The 17,312-nt window shown below is 61.5% G+C and carries 14 protein-coding genes; 2 read left to right on the plus strand and 12 right to left on the minus strand.

Annotated elements, in window-relative coordinates; translation table 11 throughout:
- Positions 1-46: 46 nt before the first annotated feature.
- The 3 genes from I6E81_RS13435 to I6E81_RS13445 form a co-directional block, all read right to left on the minus strand.
- Positions 47-2,194, minus strand: coding sequence for a DEAD/DEAH box helicase (locus tag I6E81_RS13435; protein WP_197108820.1), 2,148 nt, complete (start codon positions 2,192-2,194; stop codon positions 47-49).
- Between the two features lie 208 nt (positions 2,195-2,402).
- Positions 2,403-2,747: a DUF6804 family protein gene (locus I6E81_RS13440; RefSeq protein WP_307784173.1), complete on the minus strand. Its 345-nt coding sequence runs from the start codon at positions 2,745-2,747 to the stop codon at positions 2,403-2,405.
- A gap of 49 nt (positions 2,748-2,796) precedes the next feature.
- Positions 2,797-4,680 carry a DUF2207 domain-containing protein gene (locus tag I6E81_RS13445; protein ID WP_197108822.1) on the minus strand — a complete coding sequence of 628 codons (1,884 nt, stop codon included), beginning with the start codon at positions 4,678-4,680 and terminating at the stop codon, positions 2,797-2,799.
- A gap of 66 nt (positions 4,681-4,746) precedes the next feature.
- Between I6E81_RS13445 and I6E81_RS13450 the strand changes: the two genes are divergently transcribed.
- The gene (locus I6E81_RS13450) at positions 4,747-6,078 is read left to right on the plus strand and encodes a M20/M25/M40 family metallo-hydrolase (RefSeq protein ID WP_197108824.1); all 1,332 of its coding nucleotides are present in this window, start codon (positions 4,747-4,749) and stop codon (positions 6,076-6,078) included.
- 20 nt (positions 6,079-6,098) lie between these two features.
- On the opposite strand, the gene I6E81_RS13455 is transcribed toward I6E81_RS13450, so the two are convergent.
- The 8 genes from I6E81_RS13455 to I6E81_RS13490 all read right to left on the minus strand — a co-directional run bounded on the left by I6E81_RS13455 (position 6,099) and on the right by I6E81_RS13490 (position 14,838).
- On the minus strand, positions 6,099-7,043 hold the full coding sequence (locus tag I6E81_RS13455; protein WP_197108826.1) for a glycerophosphodiester phosphodiesterase family protein: 945 nt from the start codon (positions 7,041-7,043) through the stop codon (positions 6,099-6,101).
- 89 nt (positions 7,044-7,132) lie between these two features.
- On the minus strand, positions 7,133-8,035 hold the full coding sequence (locus I6E81_RS13460; RefSeq protein WP_197108828.1) for a ribokinase: 903 nt from the start codon (positions 8,033-8,035) through the stop codon (positions 7,133-7,135).
- 39 nt (positions 8,036-8,074) lie between these two features.
- Positions 8,075-9,547, minus strand: a complete 1,473-nt coding sequence (locus I6E81_RS13465) for an SDR family oxidoreductase (RefSeq protein ID WP_197108830.1) — start codon at positions 9,545-9,547, stop codon at positions 8,075-8,077.
- Positions 9,548-9,614: 67 nt separating this feature from the next.
- Positions 9,615-10,451 carry a CAP domain-containing protein gene (locus I6E81_RS13470; protein WP_197108832.1) on the minus strand — a complete coding sequence of 279 codons (837 nt, stop codon included), beginning with the start codon at positions 10,449-10,451 and terminating at the stop codon, positions 9,615-9,617.
- Between the two features lie 58 nt (positions 10,452-10,509).
- Positions 10,510-11,367 carry an aldehyde dehydrogenase family protein gene (locus I6E81_RS13475; RefSeq protein ID WP_197108834.1) on the minus strand — a complete coding sequence of 286 codons (858 nt, stop codon included), beginning with the start codon at positions 11,365-11,367 and terminating at the stop codon, positions 10,510-10,512.
- A complete protein-coding gene (locus I6E81_RS13480; protein WP_197108836.1) occupies positions 11,364-12,875 on the minus strand; it encodes an aldehyde dehydrogenase family protein in 1,512 nt (503 codons plus the stop codon). The genes I6E81_RS13475 and I6E81_RS13480 overlap by 4 nt, the downstream gene beginning before the upstream one ends.
- Before the next feature lie 8 nt (positions 12,876-12,883).
- On the minus strand, positions 12,884-13,897 hold the full coding sequence (gene deoC / locus I6E81_RS13485) for a deoxyribose-phosphate aldolase (protein ID WP_197108838.1): 1,014 nt from the start codon (positions 13,895-13,897) through the stop codon (positions 12,884-12,886).
- Complete coding sequence (locus tag I6E81_RS13490; protein ID WP_197108840.1) at positions 13,894-14,838, minus strand: sugar-binding transcriptional regulator; 945 nt, start codon at positions 14,836-14,838, stop codon at positions 13,894-13,896. The genes deoC and I6E81_RS13490 overlap by 4 nt, the downstream gene beginning before the upstream one ends.
- Before the next feature lie 189 nt (positions 14,839-15,027).
- Here I6E81_RS13490 and I6E81_RS13495 point away from each other — a divergent pair, with 189 nt between their 5' ends.
- Positions 15,028-15,990 carry an ROK family protein gene (locus I6E81_RS13495; RefSeq protein ID WP_197108842.1) on the plus strand — a complete coding sequence of 321 codons (963 nt, stop codon included), beginning with the start codon at positions 15,028-15,030 and terminating at the stop codon, positions 15,988-15,990.
- 19 nt (positions 15,991-16,009) lie between these two features.
- On the opposite strand, the gene I6E81_RS13500 is transcribed toward I6E81_RS13495, so the two are convergent.
- Positions 16,010-17,257 carry a CynX/NimT family MFS transporter gene (locus I6E81_RS13500; protein ID WP_197108844.1) on the minus strand — a complete coding sequence of 416 codons (1,248 nt, stop codon included), beginning with the start codon at positions 17,255-17,257 and terminating at the stop codon, positions 16,010-16,012.
- Positions 17,258-17,312 lie beyond the last annotated feature (55 nt).

The following is a 17,312-nucleotide window of genomic DNA, read 5'->3' on the forward strand; positions in this document are numbered from 1 at the left end:
GCCGGAGGAAAGAGCGGTGGCCAGAAAGCCATTTCTTAACGCGGTGCTACTCCTTGATAGCGTCGCGCAAGAGTGCCGAAAGAGCCTGCAATTGAATGTTCGCTTCGGCGACAACAGCCTCATCAGAACCGTCGAGTGCGCGGGCGGCAAGACCGGCCTTGCTGTCGATCAGTTCGGCGATGCGAGCATCGATCGTGTGGGCAGCGATGATGCGCCAGGCCGTGACAGGAAGCTCCTGACCGATGCGGTGCACGCGGTCGATTGCCTGCGTCTGCTCGGCGTTGGTCCAGCTCAATTCGGCAAGCACGACGTTGGATGCTGCCTGCAGGTTGAGGCCGACGCCAGCCGCGGTGAGCGATGCAACCACAATCGCGACATCCGGATCATTGGCAAAGGAGTCAATGGCATTCTGACGCGCCTTGGCGCTCTGATCGCCACGGATGGAAACAGCCTTGAGGCCGACCTTCGCAAAGTGAGCCTCGGCGGTATCCATGACGTCAATGTGCTTGGCGAAGAAAACAACCTTGCCCACCGAGCGAGCGAGCTGGGCCGTGTAGTCGGCGGCCAGTGTTGCCTTGGCCTGACCGATGCGGCGCACCATCGTGAAGACGTTCTCGCCGGTGGTTGCACTCTTCGACTCTTCGAGTTCGGCGTGGGCAACAACGCGGATGAGGTCTTCAATGGCGACGTCTGGCTTGAGCTTGCGTACTCGCGTAAACCGGTCGACAAGACGAGCGGTGAGGGCTTGCTCGGCAGCACGAATCGAGCGACCGAGGTCGTTGTCGAGTTCGACGGGGATGTCAGCGATACGGCGAGCAGGGATGTCCGCGGCAACGTCAACCTTCTTGCGACGCACGATACCCATGTCGATGACCGCGCGACGCGCTTCGGAGAAGAAGCCAGGGTCGGCCGGGGTGAGATCGGTGTCTTCGAGCTTCGACATGAGCGGCGCGAGCGGCTTGGCGCCGTCGATCCAGCCGAGAAACTGCCAGATGGCTCGGAAGTCTTCAATCGAGTTGATCAGCGGGGTTCCCGTGAGCGCCATGAGCAACGCCTTCGGGTACGTCGCACGAATATTCTGCGACAGGTTCAAAACGTGCTTGGAGCGTTCAGATTTGAGGTTCTTAATGAAATGGGCTTCGTCGACGACCATGCCCTTGAAGCCAAAACGACCGAGCCAACCGACGTGGCGGTCAAGAACTTCGTAGTTGACGATGACAACGTCGCTGAAGGCATCAACCGTGTCGCCATCACCGTGAACGACTGTCGCACTGCGACCAGGAGTCCAGAGTTCCACTTCGCGTTCCCAGTTGGTTTTCACCACGTTGGGCACGACGACAAGCAAGGGGTAGGAGTTGGAAGCTTCCGCCGCCATGAGCGCCTGCGCGGTCTTGCCAAGTCCTGGTTCATCGGCGAGCAAGAAGGTGCGATGCCCCTGCTTGACGACCTCGACGAAACGCGCTTGGTGACGCATAAGTTCAAGATTTCCGCGCGTGCGCAGAGACTCGGCTTCTGGCAGCTCCATCGAGGCAGCTCCACCACCGGAGCCGTGCTCGAAAGCACGGAAGAGTGGATCGATGAGTTCCCAGTTGGCGAGCCGGTTGTTGTGTTCCTGCTGAGGAGCAATCGCGCTGAAATCGGGAGCTAAGAATGGATTCGCCATCTGCATTTGACGAACGGATGCCGGCACGACCTGCTTCTCGATCTGCTTGTCGACGGGCTTCGGCTCTTCGGTGATGATCAGTTCATCGGGGCTCAACTCGACACCAGCGTCGAGGAGGAGGTCACGGCGCAACGCCTTCGCTGCGGGAGTGATCGGCGCCGACTCCCCCAACATCGACAGCAGGCTTGTGTCTCGAGCGGCAGTCTTCGCGAGAATGCCCGCGAGGCCATCGAGGCGCTTTTGTTCGTTCGCGCGCTCAGAGTCCGTGAGGGTGGCATCTGTCTTCACCCGAGCACGCTCTTCGCGCAGCAGCAGTGCCGCCACTTGGAAGCGAGCCCGGTTGGCGGGCTTGAGCGGCCCCTTCTGCACGGCGGTTTCGACCTCACGGGCGGCACGGGCCAACACGGGGATCACGCCGGTGTCGTCACCGGGACGAGCACGACGACGCTGGGCACCGCCCGCTTGACGCTGACCCGAATTTTTGGGTCGTTTGTTGCGCTGTGCGGAATCGGACTTTGACGAGGTGGTCAATTATTCTCCTGGCGCTAGGCGAGCGGCTCAGTCGCGGGTACGAGGACTCATAGCCGTTGAACGAATAGACGTTGCCACGATAGGGACTTCAATTGAGTGACAACATCCACTCAAGTGAGCCAGACCCAACTGCGATGCGATTGGTGGTCTCAAGGGATGCGTGAATCAGTCTACGCAGAAAATCGCCAGAGTGCGCTATCCGCGCGAATTAACCTCGACTTGTGGAGTCGGTGACGCGTGCCCCAACGCCGACAGCGATGAACACGAGCGCTGCGGTGTAGTGCAGTCCTTGGAAGAGTTGGATGTCGGCAATCTCGATCGGGAAGATCGGATTCCACAGAATGGCAATCGGAATGAGACCGATGGCCCACCACCACTGGCGCACCTGCCAGACGAGGACAACGCTGATGAGAGCGAGGATGCTCACCACGTAGCGCACGACCGTGAAGATCTCGGTTCCGACCACGCCGGCGCCAACTAACAACACGAGCACAGCAAGGATTGCGGCGGGTAGTGCCACGCGTCGGGGGCGATTCGGATACGTTGCACTCACTCGTTCGAATATACCCGTCTGAGCGTGGCCAGCTGCGCAGCGTGGCGCGCTAAACCCCGCCGCCGCCACCGCCACCGCCACCGCCGCCGGACGAACCGCCGCCGCCTGACCCTCCGCTTGAGCTACTCGAGGAACTGCCGGAGTACGAGCTGGCTACCGCGGTAGAAAAGCTCGAGATGCTCGACGCAAAGATGACAGCGTTGAAGCCACCGCTGCCGCGGTACCAGTCAGGCGAGCTATCGGCGTAGTAGCGGCTGAGCTCGGTCGACCATTCCTTCTCAAGCCCAAACAGAACCGCGTACGGCAGGAGCTTCTCGTACACCTTGAGGACGTCGGTGTTGCCTGTTGCTTCATTTCGCTCGCGCAAAGCGCCCTTGGGGCTTTGCAACATCCGCAAACGGTCGGCCTCTGCCAGGCGAATATAGAGCTTGAGCCCCTCCAAATGATCGCGCAGCTCGGCCCCGTGAGGGGTGAGCGGTGAACGCGCAAGAAGCGCCAGCGTGATCACGGCAGCAATGATGGCCGTCACAATGACCACGAAAGGCACCGCGGCGCCGTAGGAGCCCGAGATCAAGCTAATGCCGAAGAAAATGGCCAGAATGACCGCGACAACAGCGACGAGTAACGGCAGAAAATTGCGGCCATGAACCTTGCGACGGTAGCCAGCATCCGCGAGACCGGAACGTTCCGCCATAATCAGCTTGTAGAGCTTCTGGCTGAGCTTGGCATCCGTTTTCTTCATATCCCGGATGGCGCCGTGTTGAAGCGACTGACCGAACAGGGCGCGCAAGATGTCGAGCTGGTGCCCCGTCACCCCTGTGGGGTCGGTCAGTTCGAGGCGGTACGTGGTGCGAGATGAAAAGAATCCGCTCGATTCTTCTTCGAGGATGCGCAGCTTGCCCCGCACCGCAAAGTCCAGAATCTGCGCGGCAATTGCCTTGTCGCTTTTCTTGATCACGAGGGCAGCGGTCACGACAGGGATGTCGCGGGGCGGTGCATACTCGGCGATGATCGTGGGGCGCCCAACAGCATCCGCGAGAGTGCTGCGACGAAGTCGGATAGCCCAGATAAGCGCTCCGATCGCCCCAATGAGTCCGAGCGGCTGAACGAATCCTGCCGCCGAACCAAAGTACGAGCTATCGCGCGCTACGAAAGTGTCGGGAACGAATCCGAACGCCACAGTCACGTTCTGGCCGGGCCCTATGAGGTCTCGAGTGGCGACGAAGGTGTCGGCGTCGAGCGTGGCGATTTCGCACTTCTCGGTGGAGCCGTCCGCACCCCAATAGCAATCGGGTTCGACGCTCAACGCCTCACTGAGCCCTTCGCCCATATGAATAGTGGCCGTGACCGAGCCGAACGGTTGATTCCAGCCGGTTCCGTTGGTGTCCCAGTAGAACTCGTCGGCGTTGGTGTCGGCGGCAAACCGCGTTACGTTCGAGCGGGTGTACATGAAGACATACGTTTGCGGCCCCTCTACGAACGATCCGGAAGCACTCGTTACCAGCGTGAAGTCGCCGTCGTCTTCCACGTCGAAATCACGCGGCTCTCCCGCTTCATCCGTCACAGCAATGTTCTGAATATCGACAGGGTCACCCTTATAGAAATTGGGGATCGCCCGACGCATTCCGCGGTTTTGGTCGGGCGGAAAGTTGGCGACGAAGGTCTCAACCGTGAGCAGCGTCGAGCGACCTTCTGCGTCGCGATCAAGAAAGAAATCCGCGTCATAACTGTCGAACACAAAATCATCGAGGCCCGCGTGAACAACGCTGGTGACAGCGGTGCCGGTGTTACCGAGGGCGACCGGATGCTCGGCTGCCGTCGCCGCGAGAGGTGCTGTGCCGAGCGCCAGCACGACCGCTAGCGCCCCCACGAGCCGCGCGCCGAGTCGCACGCTCAACCGTGCTCGAGTGCGTCGCTGCGCTCTGGTCGTCATGGCGTCTCCGTTTCCATCACCCTCGCGGGAAAACACGCACCGCCCAGCGCTCGCTAGAGTCGAGGTATGAAGAGTGCTTTGGCTGTCGAACATCTGCAGGAACTTGTTCGAATTCCCACCATTTCGCGGGAGGATGCCTCCACTACTGAATGGCAAGAGTTCGATCGTTTCGTCCAGACGCTGCGCAAACTGTATCCACTGTGCCACAGCCGGCTCGAGCGTGAAACGGTGCTGGACCATTCCCTGATTTTCCGTTGGCGTGGTCGCGCATCAACTGAGCCCGCCGTGCTCATGGGGCATTACGACGTCGTGGCAGCGACCGACGAGGGCTGGAAACGGCCGCCGTTCGCTGCCGAACTCAGCGGTAAAGACGATGAACAACTGATCTGGGGTCGAGGCACGCTCGACGACAAAGGTTCTGTAGTCGCCATCCTTGAGGCAGTCGAGGCGCAGCTCGAGGCTGGTCTTGTTCCTGCCCAAGACATCTACTTGTGCTTCGGCCATGATGAAGAGACTCACGGCACCGGGGCGTCAGCGATTGTTGATCTCTTGGAAAGCCGTGGCGTCAGCCCCACCTTCGTGCTCGACGAGGGCGGTGCCATTGTCGATGATGTTTTTGAGCAGGTTGACTCCCCCATGGCGGTCGTTGGTGTTGCCGAGAAAGGCACGGCCGCTCTTCGCCTGACGGTCGACCAGTCGGGCGGTCACGCTTCCACCCCACCCCAGTTTCCCGCCGCGGTTCGTCTCGCTCAGGCCATCGTGCGCTTGAACTCTCGGCCATTCCCGTCTCGACTGACTCCCACGGGCGCCGACCTCCTGCGTCTGCTCGGCGAGCACGCTGGCGGAGTAACCGGCTACTTGCTGCGCAACGTGTCGTGGACCAAAACCCTGCTGCTGCCGATTCTCGTGCGCAAAAGCGATGAACTCGCCGCCATGATGCGCACAACGCAAGCGGTCACGATTCTGGAGGGCGGTCACGCCGTCAACGCCATGCCGGAACGGGTCAGCGCGATAATCAATGTGCGCATTGCTGTGAACTCGAGCCTCGAAGAAACGGTCAAGCATGTCACGCGCGCGATCAACGACAAGCGCGTTCGAGTGACGGTCGACTCCCCCGGCGAACCATCGCCGGTTTCAGCCACCACCGGCCTGGCGTGGGAACTGCTGCGCTCAACGATCGAGAAGAGCTTCCCAGGAACCCTCGTAACGCCCTACGTACAAAACGGTGCAACCGACAGCCGCCACTTCACCCGCATCAGCACCGGCGTCTATCGCTTCACCCCGTTCGCGATGGCACGCGAGGTGCGCGACACTCTGCACGCCCGCAATGAGCGGATGCTCGTGAGCAGCTATCTCGACGGCATTGCGTTTTATCGAGCCCTCATCGCTTCGCTCTAGACGAGGCGGTCACGGCTGGGTTATCCCGCAGCGGCATGACGAGGCGCTAGCGGGAGGGTATTTGCGTCCGAGACTTCTTTCGCGATCCACGTGCCGAGCTCTGCCGGACGATCGGTGACGATTCCGTCGACACCGAGGGCGACGGCATCCGACCACGTATCTGAATCGTTGAGGGTGTAGATCAAAATGCCGAGACCCGCATCGTGCACGACTTGCACGAGATTCGGGTCGCGAGTGATGGCTTTCTTGCTCGTGACGAGTGCCACGGCGCCCGACGCGGCCGCGAGTTCAGCCGGATCGCCCACGATGTCACGAACGATAAGCATCCCGGGCAATTCGGGGCTCACCCGTTGCACGGCCTGCAGCGTCATGATGTCGAAGCTCCCGATGATCACGTGGTTGTTCACGCCATTGCGGGCAATCAGATCGGCGACGAGCGCGACCTGATCGTCGGTCCACGAGCCTTTGAGTTCCAGAATCGCGTTCTTTGTTGACCAGCGGAGCACTCCCAGAAACTGCTCAAGCGTGGGCACGGTGGCTCCGGCGAATTCCTCGCCGAACCACGAGCCAGCATCGAGGGCAGAAAGCTCCTCGTAGGTGTATTGCCACACCGGCCCAGTGCCGTCTGTTGTGCGATCAACGGTCCAGTCGTGCATGAGCACGGGAACGCCGTCGGCCGTCAGCTGCACATCAGTTTCGACATAGTCGGCCGCGCTATCAAGCGCGAGACTCAAGGCCTCGATCGTGTTCTCGGGAGCAACCGTCTTGTCGCCGCGATGACCGGCGATGAACGCGGCCTCCCCCGGCGCCTTGAGCGAGGTGAAAACTCCCGCCGCATGCACGCGGGCGACGTTAGCGTTCAGTACGAGAGCGAGCGTGATTGCCGTGACAATCGTGGCCGCTAGCGCAGCTCGCCGCGCTCGAAGATGGTGTTTCGGGTGTGCCAGGTGATGCGATGTCGCCATTGACTCGCCGTCCTTGTGTCGGGTTGCCGCACGTTCACGGTGACCCCACTATAGCGAGCCTGTTACCAATCCGTTACCTTTTGGGCGGATTAGTTAAGGCGTGTCTCAATCGCTGCCCGGTGCGGAATCGACGGCACAGCACCGTGGTTCTCCACCGAAATGGATGCCGCAGCCCCGGCAAAGCGCAACGCATCATCCATCATCATTCCCTCGACAACGCCCGCGGCGAAAGCACCACAGAACGTGTCGCCAGCGCCGGTAGCGTCTACGGCCGTGACACGGTGAGCAGGAACGACGACCGGCTCCGAGCCGACGCGGTGAAGAGCAGCACCCTTCGAACCCAACGTGACGATGACAGTCGAGACGAGGCTCAAGAGGCGTTCGCCCACTCCCTCAAGGTCAGCGGACAGGCCGTTATCGCGCGCGAGCTCAGCAGCCTCGTGCTCGTTGACGATCAGGATGTCGAGGTTGTCGAGGAGTTCTTTGGGCAATGGCTGAATCGGCGCCGCGTTCAGAATCACCTGCGTGCCAACGGCGTGCGCAATACGCGCTGACTCGATCACGGTAGCCAGCGGGATCTCCAGCTGCATCATGAGAGCGGATGCTGTGCTGATCGCGGCGGAGTCTTCGCTCGTCAGGTTAGCGACGTCGTTATTGGCGCCGGCCTCAACGATGATCGTGTTCTCACCCGTGGGATCGACGGCGATGAGCGCGGTTCCGGTTGGCTTGTCTGTGGTCTTCAGGTGCGACACATCGATGGAGTCGGCCGCGAGACCGGTACGCACCATTTCTCCGAAACCATCGTTTCCGACGGCACCGATAAACGTGGTGGCTACTCCCGCGCGCGCTGCCGCAACCGCTTGGTTTTGGCCCTTGCCGCCCAGAGCCGTGTTCAGCCCCTGAGACATGACGGTCTCCCCCGGAGAGGGAATCCGTTCCACTCGAAAGACCTGATCAATGTTTGCGCTACCGACGACGACGATTCCTGACATTAGTCAAAAGTAGCGCATTCCCGGCGCGAACGGCGCACTTTATTCGGCCGCGTCAGCTTCGGCGGCTGCCACAATCCGATTCACCATGCCGCTAAAGATCACGCCATGGAACGGCAGAATTGCGGCCCAATAGAGCCGGCCGCCCAAACCGCTCGGAAAGAACACGGCACGCTGGCGATACACGGCACCGTCAGCGCCGCGATCCTCCACCGTCAGTTCAAGCCACGCTCGCCCAGGGAGCTTCATCTCGGCACGCAAGCGCAAACTGTGCCCGCGGTCGATGCTTTCCACTCGCCAAAAGTCGAGGGCATCGCCTGTATTTAACGTGCTCGGATGGCGACGACCACGTCGTAGTCCGACCCCGCCAACGAGCTTGTCGAGCCAGCCGCGCAGAGCCCAGGCCAGCGGGAAGGAATACCACCCGTTCTCGCCACCGATTCCCTCGACGACGCCCCACAGGGCCTCCGCCGAAGCCGGAGTTTCACGTTCCCGAAGATCGGTAAAGACCGTGTGCCCCGTCCACTCCGGGTCGCTAGGAATCGGATCGCTCGGCGCACCAACAACGGTGGCGTCCTGCCAGCTCGTTTCAACCTCGCCGTCGCCCATCTTCACGAGAGCTAAGCGCACCGAAGCGCGGTATCCCGTAAGGCCGCCCTCGGGCTCCGGGATGAAATCTGACACCGAAGTGTCGCGTACGACACAGTCGAACTGCAGCGATTCGATAATCGGCACGGCGAGCAACCGCGGGATGGGCGTCACCAAGTTGACCCACTGCGAAGCCAGCCACGGGGTCAGCACCGGCAATGACGCGATGGGGCGCTGGTGAAGGCCAGCCTCAAGGGCGTAGCCATTCATCATCTGGCCGTAACGCAACACATCCGGGCCACCGATGTCGAAACTGCGATTGAGATCTGCCGGCAATTCGAGGGCCGAAACGAGGTAGTAGAGCACGTCGCGCACCGCGATCGGCTGAATGAAGTTGCGCACCCACTTGGGTGCCGGCATGTAGGGCAGCACCTCGGTGAGGTGACGGATCATCTCGAAGGATGCCGACCCGGAACCGATGACGACTCCCGCATTGAACGCAATCGTGGGCACACCAGATTCCAGCAGGATGTTGCCGACCTCGGCACGACTGCGCAAATGGCGGCTCAGCTCAGCGATATCCCCCGCGGGGTGCAACCCACCGAGGTACACAATGCGTGAGACACCGGCCTTCTTGGCTGCCTTCGCCACATTGTTTGCGGAGAGCTTCTCGGTCTTTTCGAAGTCGCCGGCAGCGCCCATGGCGTGCACCAAGTAATAGAGCGCATCGATATCGACCATGGCGTCCGTGAGTGAACTCGCGTCGGTGAGATCACCAACGACGACGTCAACATCGTCACTCCAAGGAACGTCCTGAAGCTTGCGGGGGTTGCGCACCAGAACGCGCACCGTGTGGCCTGCTTCGATCAGCCGAGGTACGAGTCGGCCACCCAAATATCCTGTTGCTCCAGTTACAAGAACGCGCATGCGGCAACCCTAGGCAGCGCGACTGGGAAGCAGCGCACAAACGCCTAGATACTCGCCGTAGGTTCTTCTATTGGCGGGCGCGACGCGCTACGGGCCGTCGTGACTTCAGACGACGCCACACCACAAACCAGAAGCCTCCGCCGACCGCAAGCAGGGTGAAGAAGATGGTCCACGAAATCCACGTGTAGTCCGGTTGAGTGCCATAGACGCTGGCCTGCAATTCGGCTTGAGTCAACGTGGGGGCTGCGTCGGCATCAATTTCGCCGATCGTGCCGTCAGCTGACGACCCCGACGACGAGTTCGACCCCGCCCCAGAATCCCCGGCGTCGGTTGCTGTCGGCGTGGGTGTGGGTGACGCGGAAGACGTCGCCGTTTCGCTCGACTCCTCAGAAGGCTCGGGAGCCGGTGCGGGAGCTGCGGAGGCGGCATCCGGTCCAGTGTGGCCGGGATAGGTCGCGAAAACCTGCACTCCCCACGTTGTGCCACCGCTCGTATAGAACGCGATACCGATGTCAGTGAACGCGCCCAAGATGTTCTCGCGGTGGCCCTGCGACGACATCCAGCCGTCATGCATGGCCTGCGCGGTGCGATACCCCTGCGCCACGTTCTCGCCGGCGGAACGCCAACCAGTCGGGATCTGATCCGAATAGTTGGGGTTGTGCGACATGTTGTTGCTCGCCGCCATCTTCTTGGCCCACGCCAACGCAACCGCGTCCATCTCCGCATTGCGGATGAGGCCGAGCTGACCGTCATCCCAGCGAGCTTGGTTCACAAGTCCGTGAATAGTGTCTGCCTCGGCGGCCGAGGCAGAACTTGCGGCACCGAGGGGAACAAGGAACATCGCCAAGAGAAGCGCAAAAAATGCGCTGGCGATACGAGACGGAGTGTGGCGTGAAAAAATCATTACTCAGCAAGTATCCGTAGATACGCGCGCCGGGCAACCCCCACGCCACACTTCTCGGCTAAATCAGAGACTTCGTGTGCCAGACCGTCTTCGTTTCGGTCCACTGAACGATGCGCTCGACGGACGGTGCGGGAACTCCCACGACCGGCCCCAGGACGCGCTTGAGCGTGTCGGCAGCCGCGATTTGAAGGTCAACCCACTCGAGCTGTTCTGCTCCGGCGAGGTCGAGACCATTGACATCCGCGTGGCTCGCAAGCCACGGCGCGATCTCGGCCGGTGACCCCGTGAGGATGTTGACGACGCCACCGGGAACGTCGCTCGTCGCGAGAACCTCAGAGAGGCTGATCGCGCTGAGCGGGGCGTTCTGGTGAGCAACCACGACAACCGTGTTTCCGCTGACGAGAGCCGGAGCAATGACGCTCACGAGACCCAACAACGACGACGAATCCTGCGGAGCCACAATGGCGATAACGCCACTCGGCTCAGGAGTGGAGAGGTTGAAGTACGGGCCCGAAACGGGGTTTCCGTTACCGGCAACCTGCACGTACTTGTCTGCCCAGCCCGCATACCAAACCCACGCATCAATTGCCGTATCGAGCTGTGCGGTCGCTGCCGACTTCGAGAGCGACTCCGTTGCCATGAGTTCGTCGATGAACTGCTCGCGACGACCCTCCAACAGTTCTGCAATGCGGTACAGCACCTGGCCGCGGTTGTAGCCCGTGGCCCCCGACCAACCGCTGAAGGCTGCGCGGGCGGCGACTACGGCATCCCGAGCGTCCTTGCGGCTTGCCAAAGCTGCGTTCGCGAGGAAGGCACCCTTTTTAGTGGCGACTTCGTAGGTGCGACCGCTTTCGCTGCGCGGAAACTTGCCACCGATGTAGAGCTTGTAGGTCTTAGGAACCGTGAGACGGGTCATTTCTTGCCACCTTTCGTGACGGCGGGCGCGGCCCATCCAGCGGATTCTAGGTAGGAGGCCAGTCCGTGACGGCCACCCTCGCGGCCGTAGCCACTCTCCTTGTAGCCACCGAATGGCGACGCAGGATCGAAACGGTTGAACGTGTTAGCCCAGATAACGCCAGCACGCAGCTTGTCAGCCACAGCAAGGACTCGTGAGCCCTTCTCGCTCCAGATGCCCGCAGACAGGCCGTAGGGCGTGTTGTTGGCCTTAGCGATAGCTTCTGCTGGGGTGCGGAACGTGAGAACACTCAGCACCGGCCCGAAGACTTCTTCGCGAGCGATGCGACTCGAGGTCGACACGTTCGTGAAGATGGTGGGCGCGAACCAGAAACCGTTTTCGGGAATCGGGCAGTCGGCGGTCCATCGTTCTGAACCTTCCGCTTCACCGATATCGCTGAGTTCACGGATGCGGTCGAGCTGAGCCTTCGAGTTGATCGCACCGATGTCGGTGTTCTTGTCGAGCGGGTCACCCATGCGCAGCGTGGACAGTCGCGCCTTGAGACGATCGACGACTTCGTCGTGCACGTTCTCTTGAACCAGCAGTCGCGAACCTGCACAGCAGACGTGACCCTGGTTGAAGAAGATGCCGTTGACGATTCCCTCGATGGCTTGGTCCATGGGGGCGTCGTCGAAGACGATGTTCGCTGCCTTGCCACCGAGCTCGAGCGTGACCTTCTTGCCCGTGCCCGCGACCGATTTCGCGATCGCACGGCCAACACCGGTTGAGCCGGTGAAGGCAACCTTGTTGACGTCGGGGTGATTGACGAGCGCGTGGCCCGTGTCGCCAGCGCCGGTGACGATGTTGACGACACCCTTGGGCAGGTCAGCCTGCTGCAAGATCTCGGCGAAGATCATCGCGCTCAACGGGGTAGTCTCTGCCGGCTTAATCACGACAGTGTTTCCTGCCGCGAGCGCCGGAGCGATCTTCCACGCGAGCATGAGCAGCGGAAAGTTCCACGGGATTACCTGAGCGGCAACACCGAGCGACTGCGGGTTGGGGCCGAGACCGGCGTAGTCGAGCTTGTCGGCCCAACCGGCGTAGTAGAAGAACCAGGCAGCAACGAGAGGCACATCAACGTCGCGGCTCTCCTTGATCGGCTTTCCGTTGTCGAGGCTCTCGGCAACAGCAAGCTCACGGGCCCGCTCCTGCACGAGGCGCGCAATGCGGAAGAGGTACTTGCCGCGGTCTGCGCCCGACAGCTTCGACCACGTGCGGTCGTAGGCCTTGCGGGCTGCAGCGACTGCGACATCCACATCGGCGCTGTTGGCGTTGGAGATCGAGGCGATCTCCTTTTCGGTTGCCGGTGAGATCGTGCTGAACGCGTCGCCGCGGCCATCCACAAATTCACCATCAATGAAGAGACCGTAGTGCTTCTTCAAGTGCAGAACCGAAGTCGATTCGGGGGCGGGAGCGTAGTCGAGAAAACTCGGGACCTTCGCGCTCAGTGCTTTGTCGTTCTCTGTCATGGTGTGCCTTAGTCAATCGTGACGTAGTCGGGGCCGGAGTAGTGGCCGGTGGTGAGCTTCTGACGCTGCATGAGAACGTCATTGAGAAGACTGGATGCTCCGAAACGGAACAGGTGCGGCTGAAGCCATTCCTCGCCCACCGTTTCAGCAACCGTGACGAGGTACTTGATGGCATCCTTCGAGCTGCGGATGCCGCCAGCCGGCTTCACCCCGATCTTCTCCCCGGTGAGCAAGTGCCAGTCGCGCACAACCTCAAGCATGAGGAGGGTGACGGGCAAAGTCGCTGCTGGCGCGACCTTTCCGGTTGACGTCTTGATGAAGTCTCCCCCGGCCAGAATTGCCAGCCAGGATGCGCGGCGAACGTTGTCGTAGGTGTTGAGCTCGCCGGTCTCCAAAATCACCTTGAGGTGAGCGTAGGTGCCGTTCTCGCGGCGGCAGGCTTCTTTGACAGCAACGATCTGATCGAAGACGACACCGTACTTGCCGGAGAGGAAGGCGCCACGGTCGATGACCATGTCGATTTCGTCTGCACCGTTAGCGACGGCTTCTTTGGTGTCCATGATCTTGATCGGCAACGACGAGCGTCCGCTCGGGAACGCGGTGGCAACGGCGGCAACGTTGATTCCGTTGTCTGAGCCGTTTGACCAGGATGACCCGAGGGCTTCGGCCGCGTAAGGAACCATGTCGCCATACACGCAGACAGCAGCGACCTGAGGGGTCGAGGCATCCGAAGCATCCGGCAGCACAGCCTTGGCCGCGAGTGAGCGAACCTTGCCAGGGGTGTCTGCGCCCTCAAGCGTGGTGAGGTCGATGAGCTTGATGATGGTGTCGAGGGCCCAGGCCTTTGACGTGGTCTTGATCGAGCGGGTGCCGAGCGCTGCGGCACGCTGCTCAAGACCGACCGCGTCGACGCCCGGGAGTCCCTCAAGGTGAAGCTTGAGAGATTTCTCGGTCAGGTCTGCTCCGATGAGATTGACCGCGCGCTCAGCAGGAGCGAGCGCGATGGCCGATTCGATTGTCATGTTGTTTCCTCCAGAAGGGCGTGAGCGGTGGCCTCATCGGTGACGATGACGGAACACAGCCCACTCGTAACGACGGCGCGCGCGACGTCATGTTTAGCGTCGCCAGCGACGACAAAAATTGCGTGCTCAGCAGCACGAAGCTCATCAAGGCCGATACCGACGGTTCGTTCATCGAGTGCCGAATCGACGATCTTGCCTGCGCTATCGATGTAGCGACCAACAACGTCGCCGACCGCTCCCTTAGCCACGAGTTCGTCGACATCGCTCTCAGTGAGGTAGCCGCTATCGACGTGCACGGAACTCGCTCCCGCAACACCAGCGCTATATAAGTACGCGGATGCCGAAGCACCCAGCGCGCGCACACTCGCCACCGTGCGGTCACGTTCAATCGCACGCTTCGTTTCGACCTGCTCAAGAATCGCGGGGATCGGCAGCAGCGTTGCTTGGCCGTGTCCCTTTTGCGCAATGGTCACTGCGGTCTGAGCGGCGGTTCCCTGCTTGCTGTTGAGGCTCACTCCGCCGTTGATCTGCACTACTTGCACACCGATGGTCCAGCCGTCAGCGAGCAAACGAGCGACCTCGTCAAGGGTTCGGCCCCAGCTCACGCCGAGGGTACGAGGAATGGGGCGCACAGCAGCGAGGTAGTCAGCCGCAGCCTGAGCCACGCGAGGGCTCACTTCTTCGTCTTCGGCGGGAAGCGGAACAACAACCGCATCTTTGAGGCCAAAGCGGTCTCGCAACTGACGTTCGATATCCAGCCGGCGGGCTCGGGGGTGCACGATCTCAATACGAACAATTCCGGCTTCGCGAGCGCGAGTGAGTAGGCGGCCCACTTTCCAGCGGGTTATTCCGAGGAGGGCGCCGACTTCGTCTTGCGTCTTGTTCTCTTCGTAATAGAGCTCGGCGACGCGCACGGCCAAGAGTTCGGTTGATTCATCCACTGCTGCCTCCTGCTTCAACGATAGAGTCACGGACACCGAGCTGCAACATATGCGGGGCCACTTGCTCAGATGAGCAGCAAGTGGCCGACGCGAGTGCGCACACGAGCAGCAAACACCCCCAAGCTGAACACCACACGAACGTCCACAGGTGCACCATGACCACCCCTCGAACCCAATAAGGTGGATGCCGTGACCACCACCACATCGAATCGCTATGCCCTTGCCATTGATATTGGCGGAACCAAAGTCGAAGCCGCTCTCGTCGACCCCCACGGCGTCGTTCTCACCCCGAGCCGCTTTCGCGCGCCAACGGGCCGCGCCTCCTCCAGCGCTCAGCTCGCTGACAGCGTGCGCACGGTCGTGCGACAGTCGATCGCTGAGCTTCCGGATGGCGCGGAGCTGCTCGGTGCTGGCATCGGCAGCGCTGGCCCCATCTCGGTGTCCCGCGGTGAGGTCTCCCCCTTGAACTTGCCCGCGTGGCGTGACTTCGGCGTTCGCGCCCTTGTCGAAGAAGAATTGCCAGGACTCACGGTGTCGCTGCGCGGCGATGGCAACTGCATCGCACTGGCAGAACACTGGATCGGTGCCGCTCAGGGAGTGAAGTACTTCATGGGCATGGTCGTCTCCACCGGCGTCGGCGGCGGGCTCATCCTCGACAACCAGCTCATCGACGGTCCCACGGGTAACGGCGGCCATTTCGGTCACGTCGAAGTTGGCGGAGAAACTGTCATCTGCGGCTGTGGCGGAACAGGCTGCGTCGAAGCAGTCGCCGCTGGCCCCAAAACCGTTGAATGGGCACAATCGCAGGGCTGGACTGGCACCACCGGCGAAGAGCTGTCTGCCGACTACGCCGCAGGAAACGACATTGCGATCGCCGCAGTACGCCGCTCGGCGCGTGCCGTTGGCCACGGCATCGCCTCGGCCACCGCACTCGTTGATCTTGAGCTCGTCGCAATCGGTGGCGGCTTCTCGCACGTTGCCGCCGACTACATCGATCTTGTTGCGGACGCGATCACCGATCGAGCGCCCTTCCCGTTCATTACGAAGGTGCGCGTCGTCGCGTCCGGGCTCTCCAGCGATGGACCCCTTATCGGCGCCGCCTCTCTCGTGCATCACCCCGAACGGCTGAGCACGTCAGCTCTCGGCGACTAGTCAACTAGCCGCGCGCCGGTTACTCGTCGAGAGCCGCTGCCGGAAAGTCGATCTCGTCTTCGACGAAACTGGGGCGGGCGAGCATGACAGCGCTGATAAGCGCGAGCAGACTTGTGACGAGCAAGAACATCAGCGGCCAGATCCAGCCGCCGCTGAGCTCACGTACGAGAGCGACAGCAAACGGGCCAAGCGCCGCCACTGAGTAGGCAACGCTCTGCACGAAGCCGCTGAGGGCTGCCGAACCCTCATGGCTTCTCGTACGCAGGTTGATGAGCACGAGGCACAACGGGAACAGGATCGAACTGATTCCAACGAGCACGACCCACAGCCAGGTGGAGACCGTGGGGGCGAACGCAAGACCGGTGAAGCCAATCACGCCGGCAAACACTCCCCCGGCAATGACAACACCGATGTTCTGTACGCGGCTGGCAAGAATAGGGCTCAGGATGCCGAGCGGAATTCCGATGAGCCCAAAGAGAGACAGCATTGCCCCTGCTTCGACCGGGGTGAACTGAGCGGACTCGATAAGAATCTCTGGCAACCACGCAAAGAACGAGTAGAACGCGATCGATGAGACTCCGAAGGCGATCGTGATGGCCCACGCCGTTCGCGACTTCGCGACGGCCCACACCGAAATATGCGGTGTCAGCGGCAGTACACTCTCGTCGTTCACAGCCCGACGCTTGGCGTGGCGCCCCCGCAGCGTCAGTACGAGCCACGGGACAAACGCGGTAAGCGCGAGAGCAGCCCACACCGCAACGGACACACGCCAGCCAGAGGCGTCGGCGATCGGCGCTGCGAAGAACGCCGGAATCGCGGCGCCGAGCGAGATGAGCACGACATAGCCGCCCGTTACCGTCGCTAAACGGTCGGGGAAATACTTTTTGACAGCGGGAGGCAGCAGCACGTTGCCGATTCCCATTCCCGCAAGCGCCACGAAACTGCCGATTGCAAGCACGATGTAGTTGTCACTGACGGCACGCAAGCTCGAACCGGCAACCATGGCCGCCGCCGCAATGAGCAGTCCCGCGTCAAGACCGCGGGCGCGAGCGAGCGCTGGTGCCGCGACTCCGGCGATGGCAAAAGCGATCGGCGGCAACATCCCGAGCACTCCCAGGCCCAGACTCGAGATCGGAATATCGTTTTCGATCACGCCGATAATCGGCGAAATAGCGGCAACCGCGGTTCGCACATTCAAAGCGACGAACAGGATGCCAGCAAGCGCAAGAATGCGCCCCCTCCAGAGGGTGCGCGTGGGGGTAGTCATTCGCACGAGTCTACGTCGTGAAAAGCCCTACCTCTACGATGGTGGGTATCGCCGA

Origin of the sequence: Salinibacterium sp. NG22 (assembly GCF_015864925.1) — a bacterium.
GTDB lineage: Bacteria > Actinomycetota > Actinomycetes > Actinomycetales > Microbacteriaceae > Rhodoglobus.

Excerpts from the sequence above, each read along its gene's own strand:
- I6E81_RS13455 (WP_197108826.1), bottom strand. The coding sequence starts at position 7,043 with ATGGCGACATCGCATCACCTGGCACACCCGAAACACCATCTTCGAGCG.
- I6E81_RS13465 (WP_197108830.1), bottom strand. The coding sequence starts at position 9,547 with ATGCGCGTTCTTGTAACTGGAGCAACAGGATATTTGGGTGGCCGACTC.
- I6E81_RS13445 (WP_197108822.1), bottom strand. The coding sequence starts at position 4,680 with ATGACGACCAGAGCGCAGCGACGCACTCGAGCACGGTTGAGCGTGCGA.
- I6E81_RS13500 (WP_197108844.1), bottom strand. The coding sequence starts at position 17,257 with ATGACTACCCCCACGCGCACCCTCTGGAGGGGGCGCATTCTTGCGCTT.
- I6E81_RS13470 (WP_197108832.1), bottom strand. The coding sequence starts at position 10,451 with ATGATTTTTTCACGCCACACTCCGTCTCGTATCGCCAGCGCATTTTTT.
- I6E81_RS13475 (WP_197108834.1), bottom strand. The coding sequence starts at position 11,367 with ATGACCCGTCTCACGGTTCCTAAGACCTACAAGCTCTACATCGGTGGC.
- I6E81_RS13450 (WP_197108824.1), top strand. The coding sequence starts at position 4,747 with ATGAAGAGTGCTTTGGCTGTCGAACATCTGCAGGAACTTGTTCGAATT.
- deoC (WP_197108838.1), bottom strand. The coding sequence starts at position 13,897 with ATGACAATCGAATCGGCCATCGCGCTCGCTCCTGCTGAGCGCGCGGTC.
- I6E81_RS13480 (WP_197108836.1), bottom strand. The coding sequence starts at position 12,875 with ATGACAGAGAACGACAAAGCACTGAGCGCGAAGGTCCCGAGTTTTCTC.
- I6E81_RS13460 (WP_197108828.1), bottom strand. The coding sequence starts at position 8,035 with ATGTCAGGAATCGTCGTCGTCGGTAGCGCAAACATTGATCAGGTCTTT.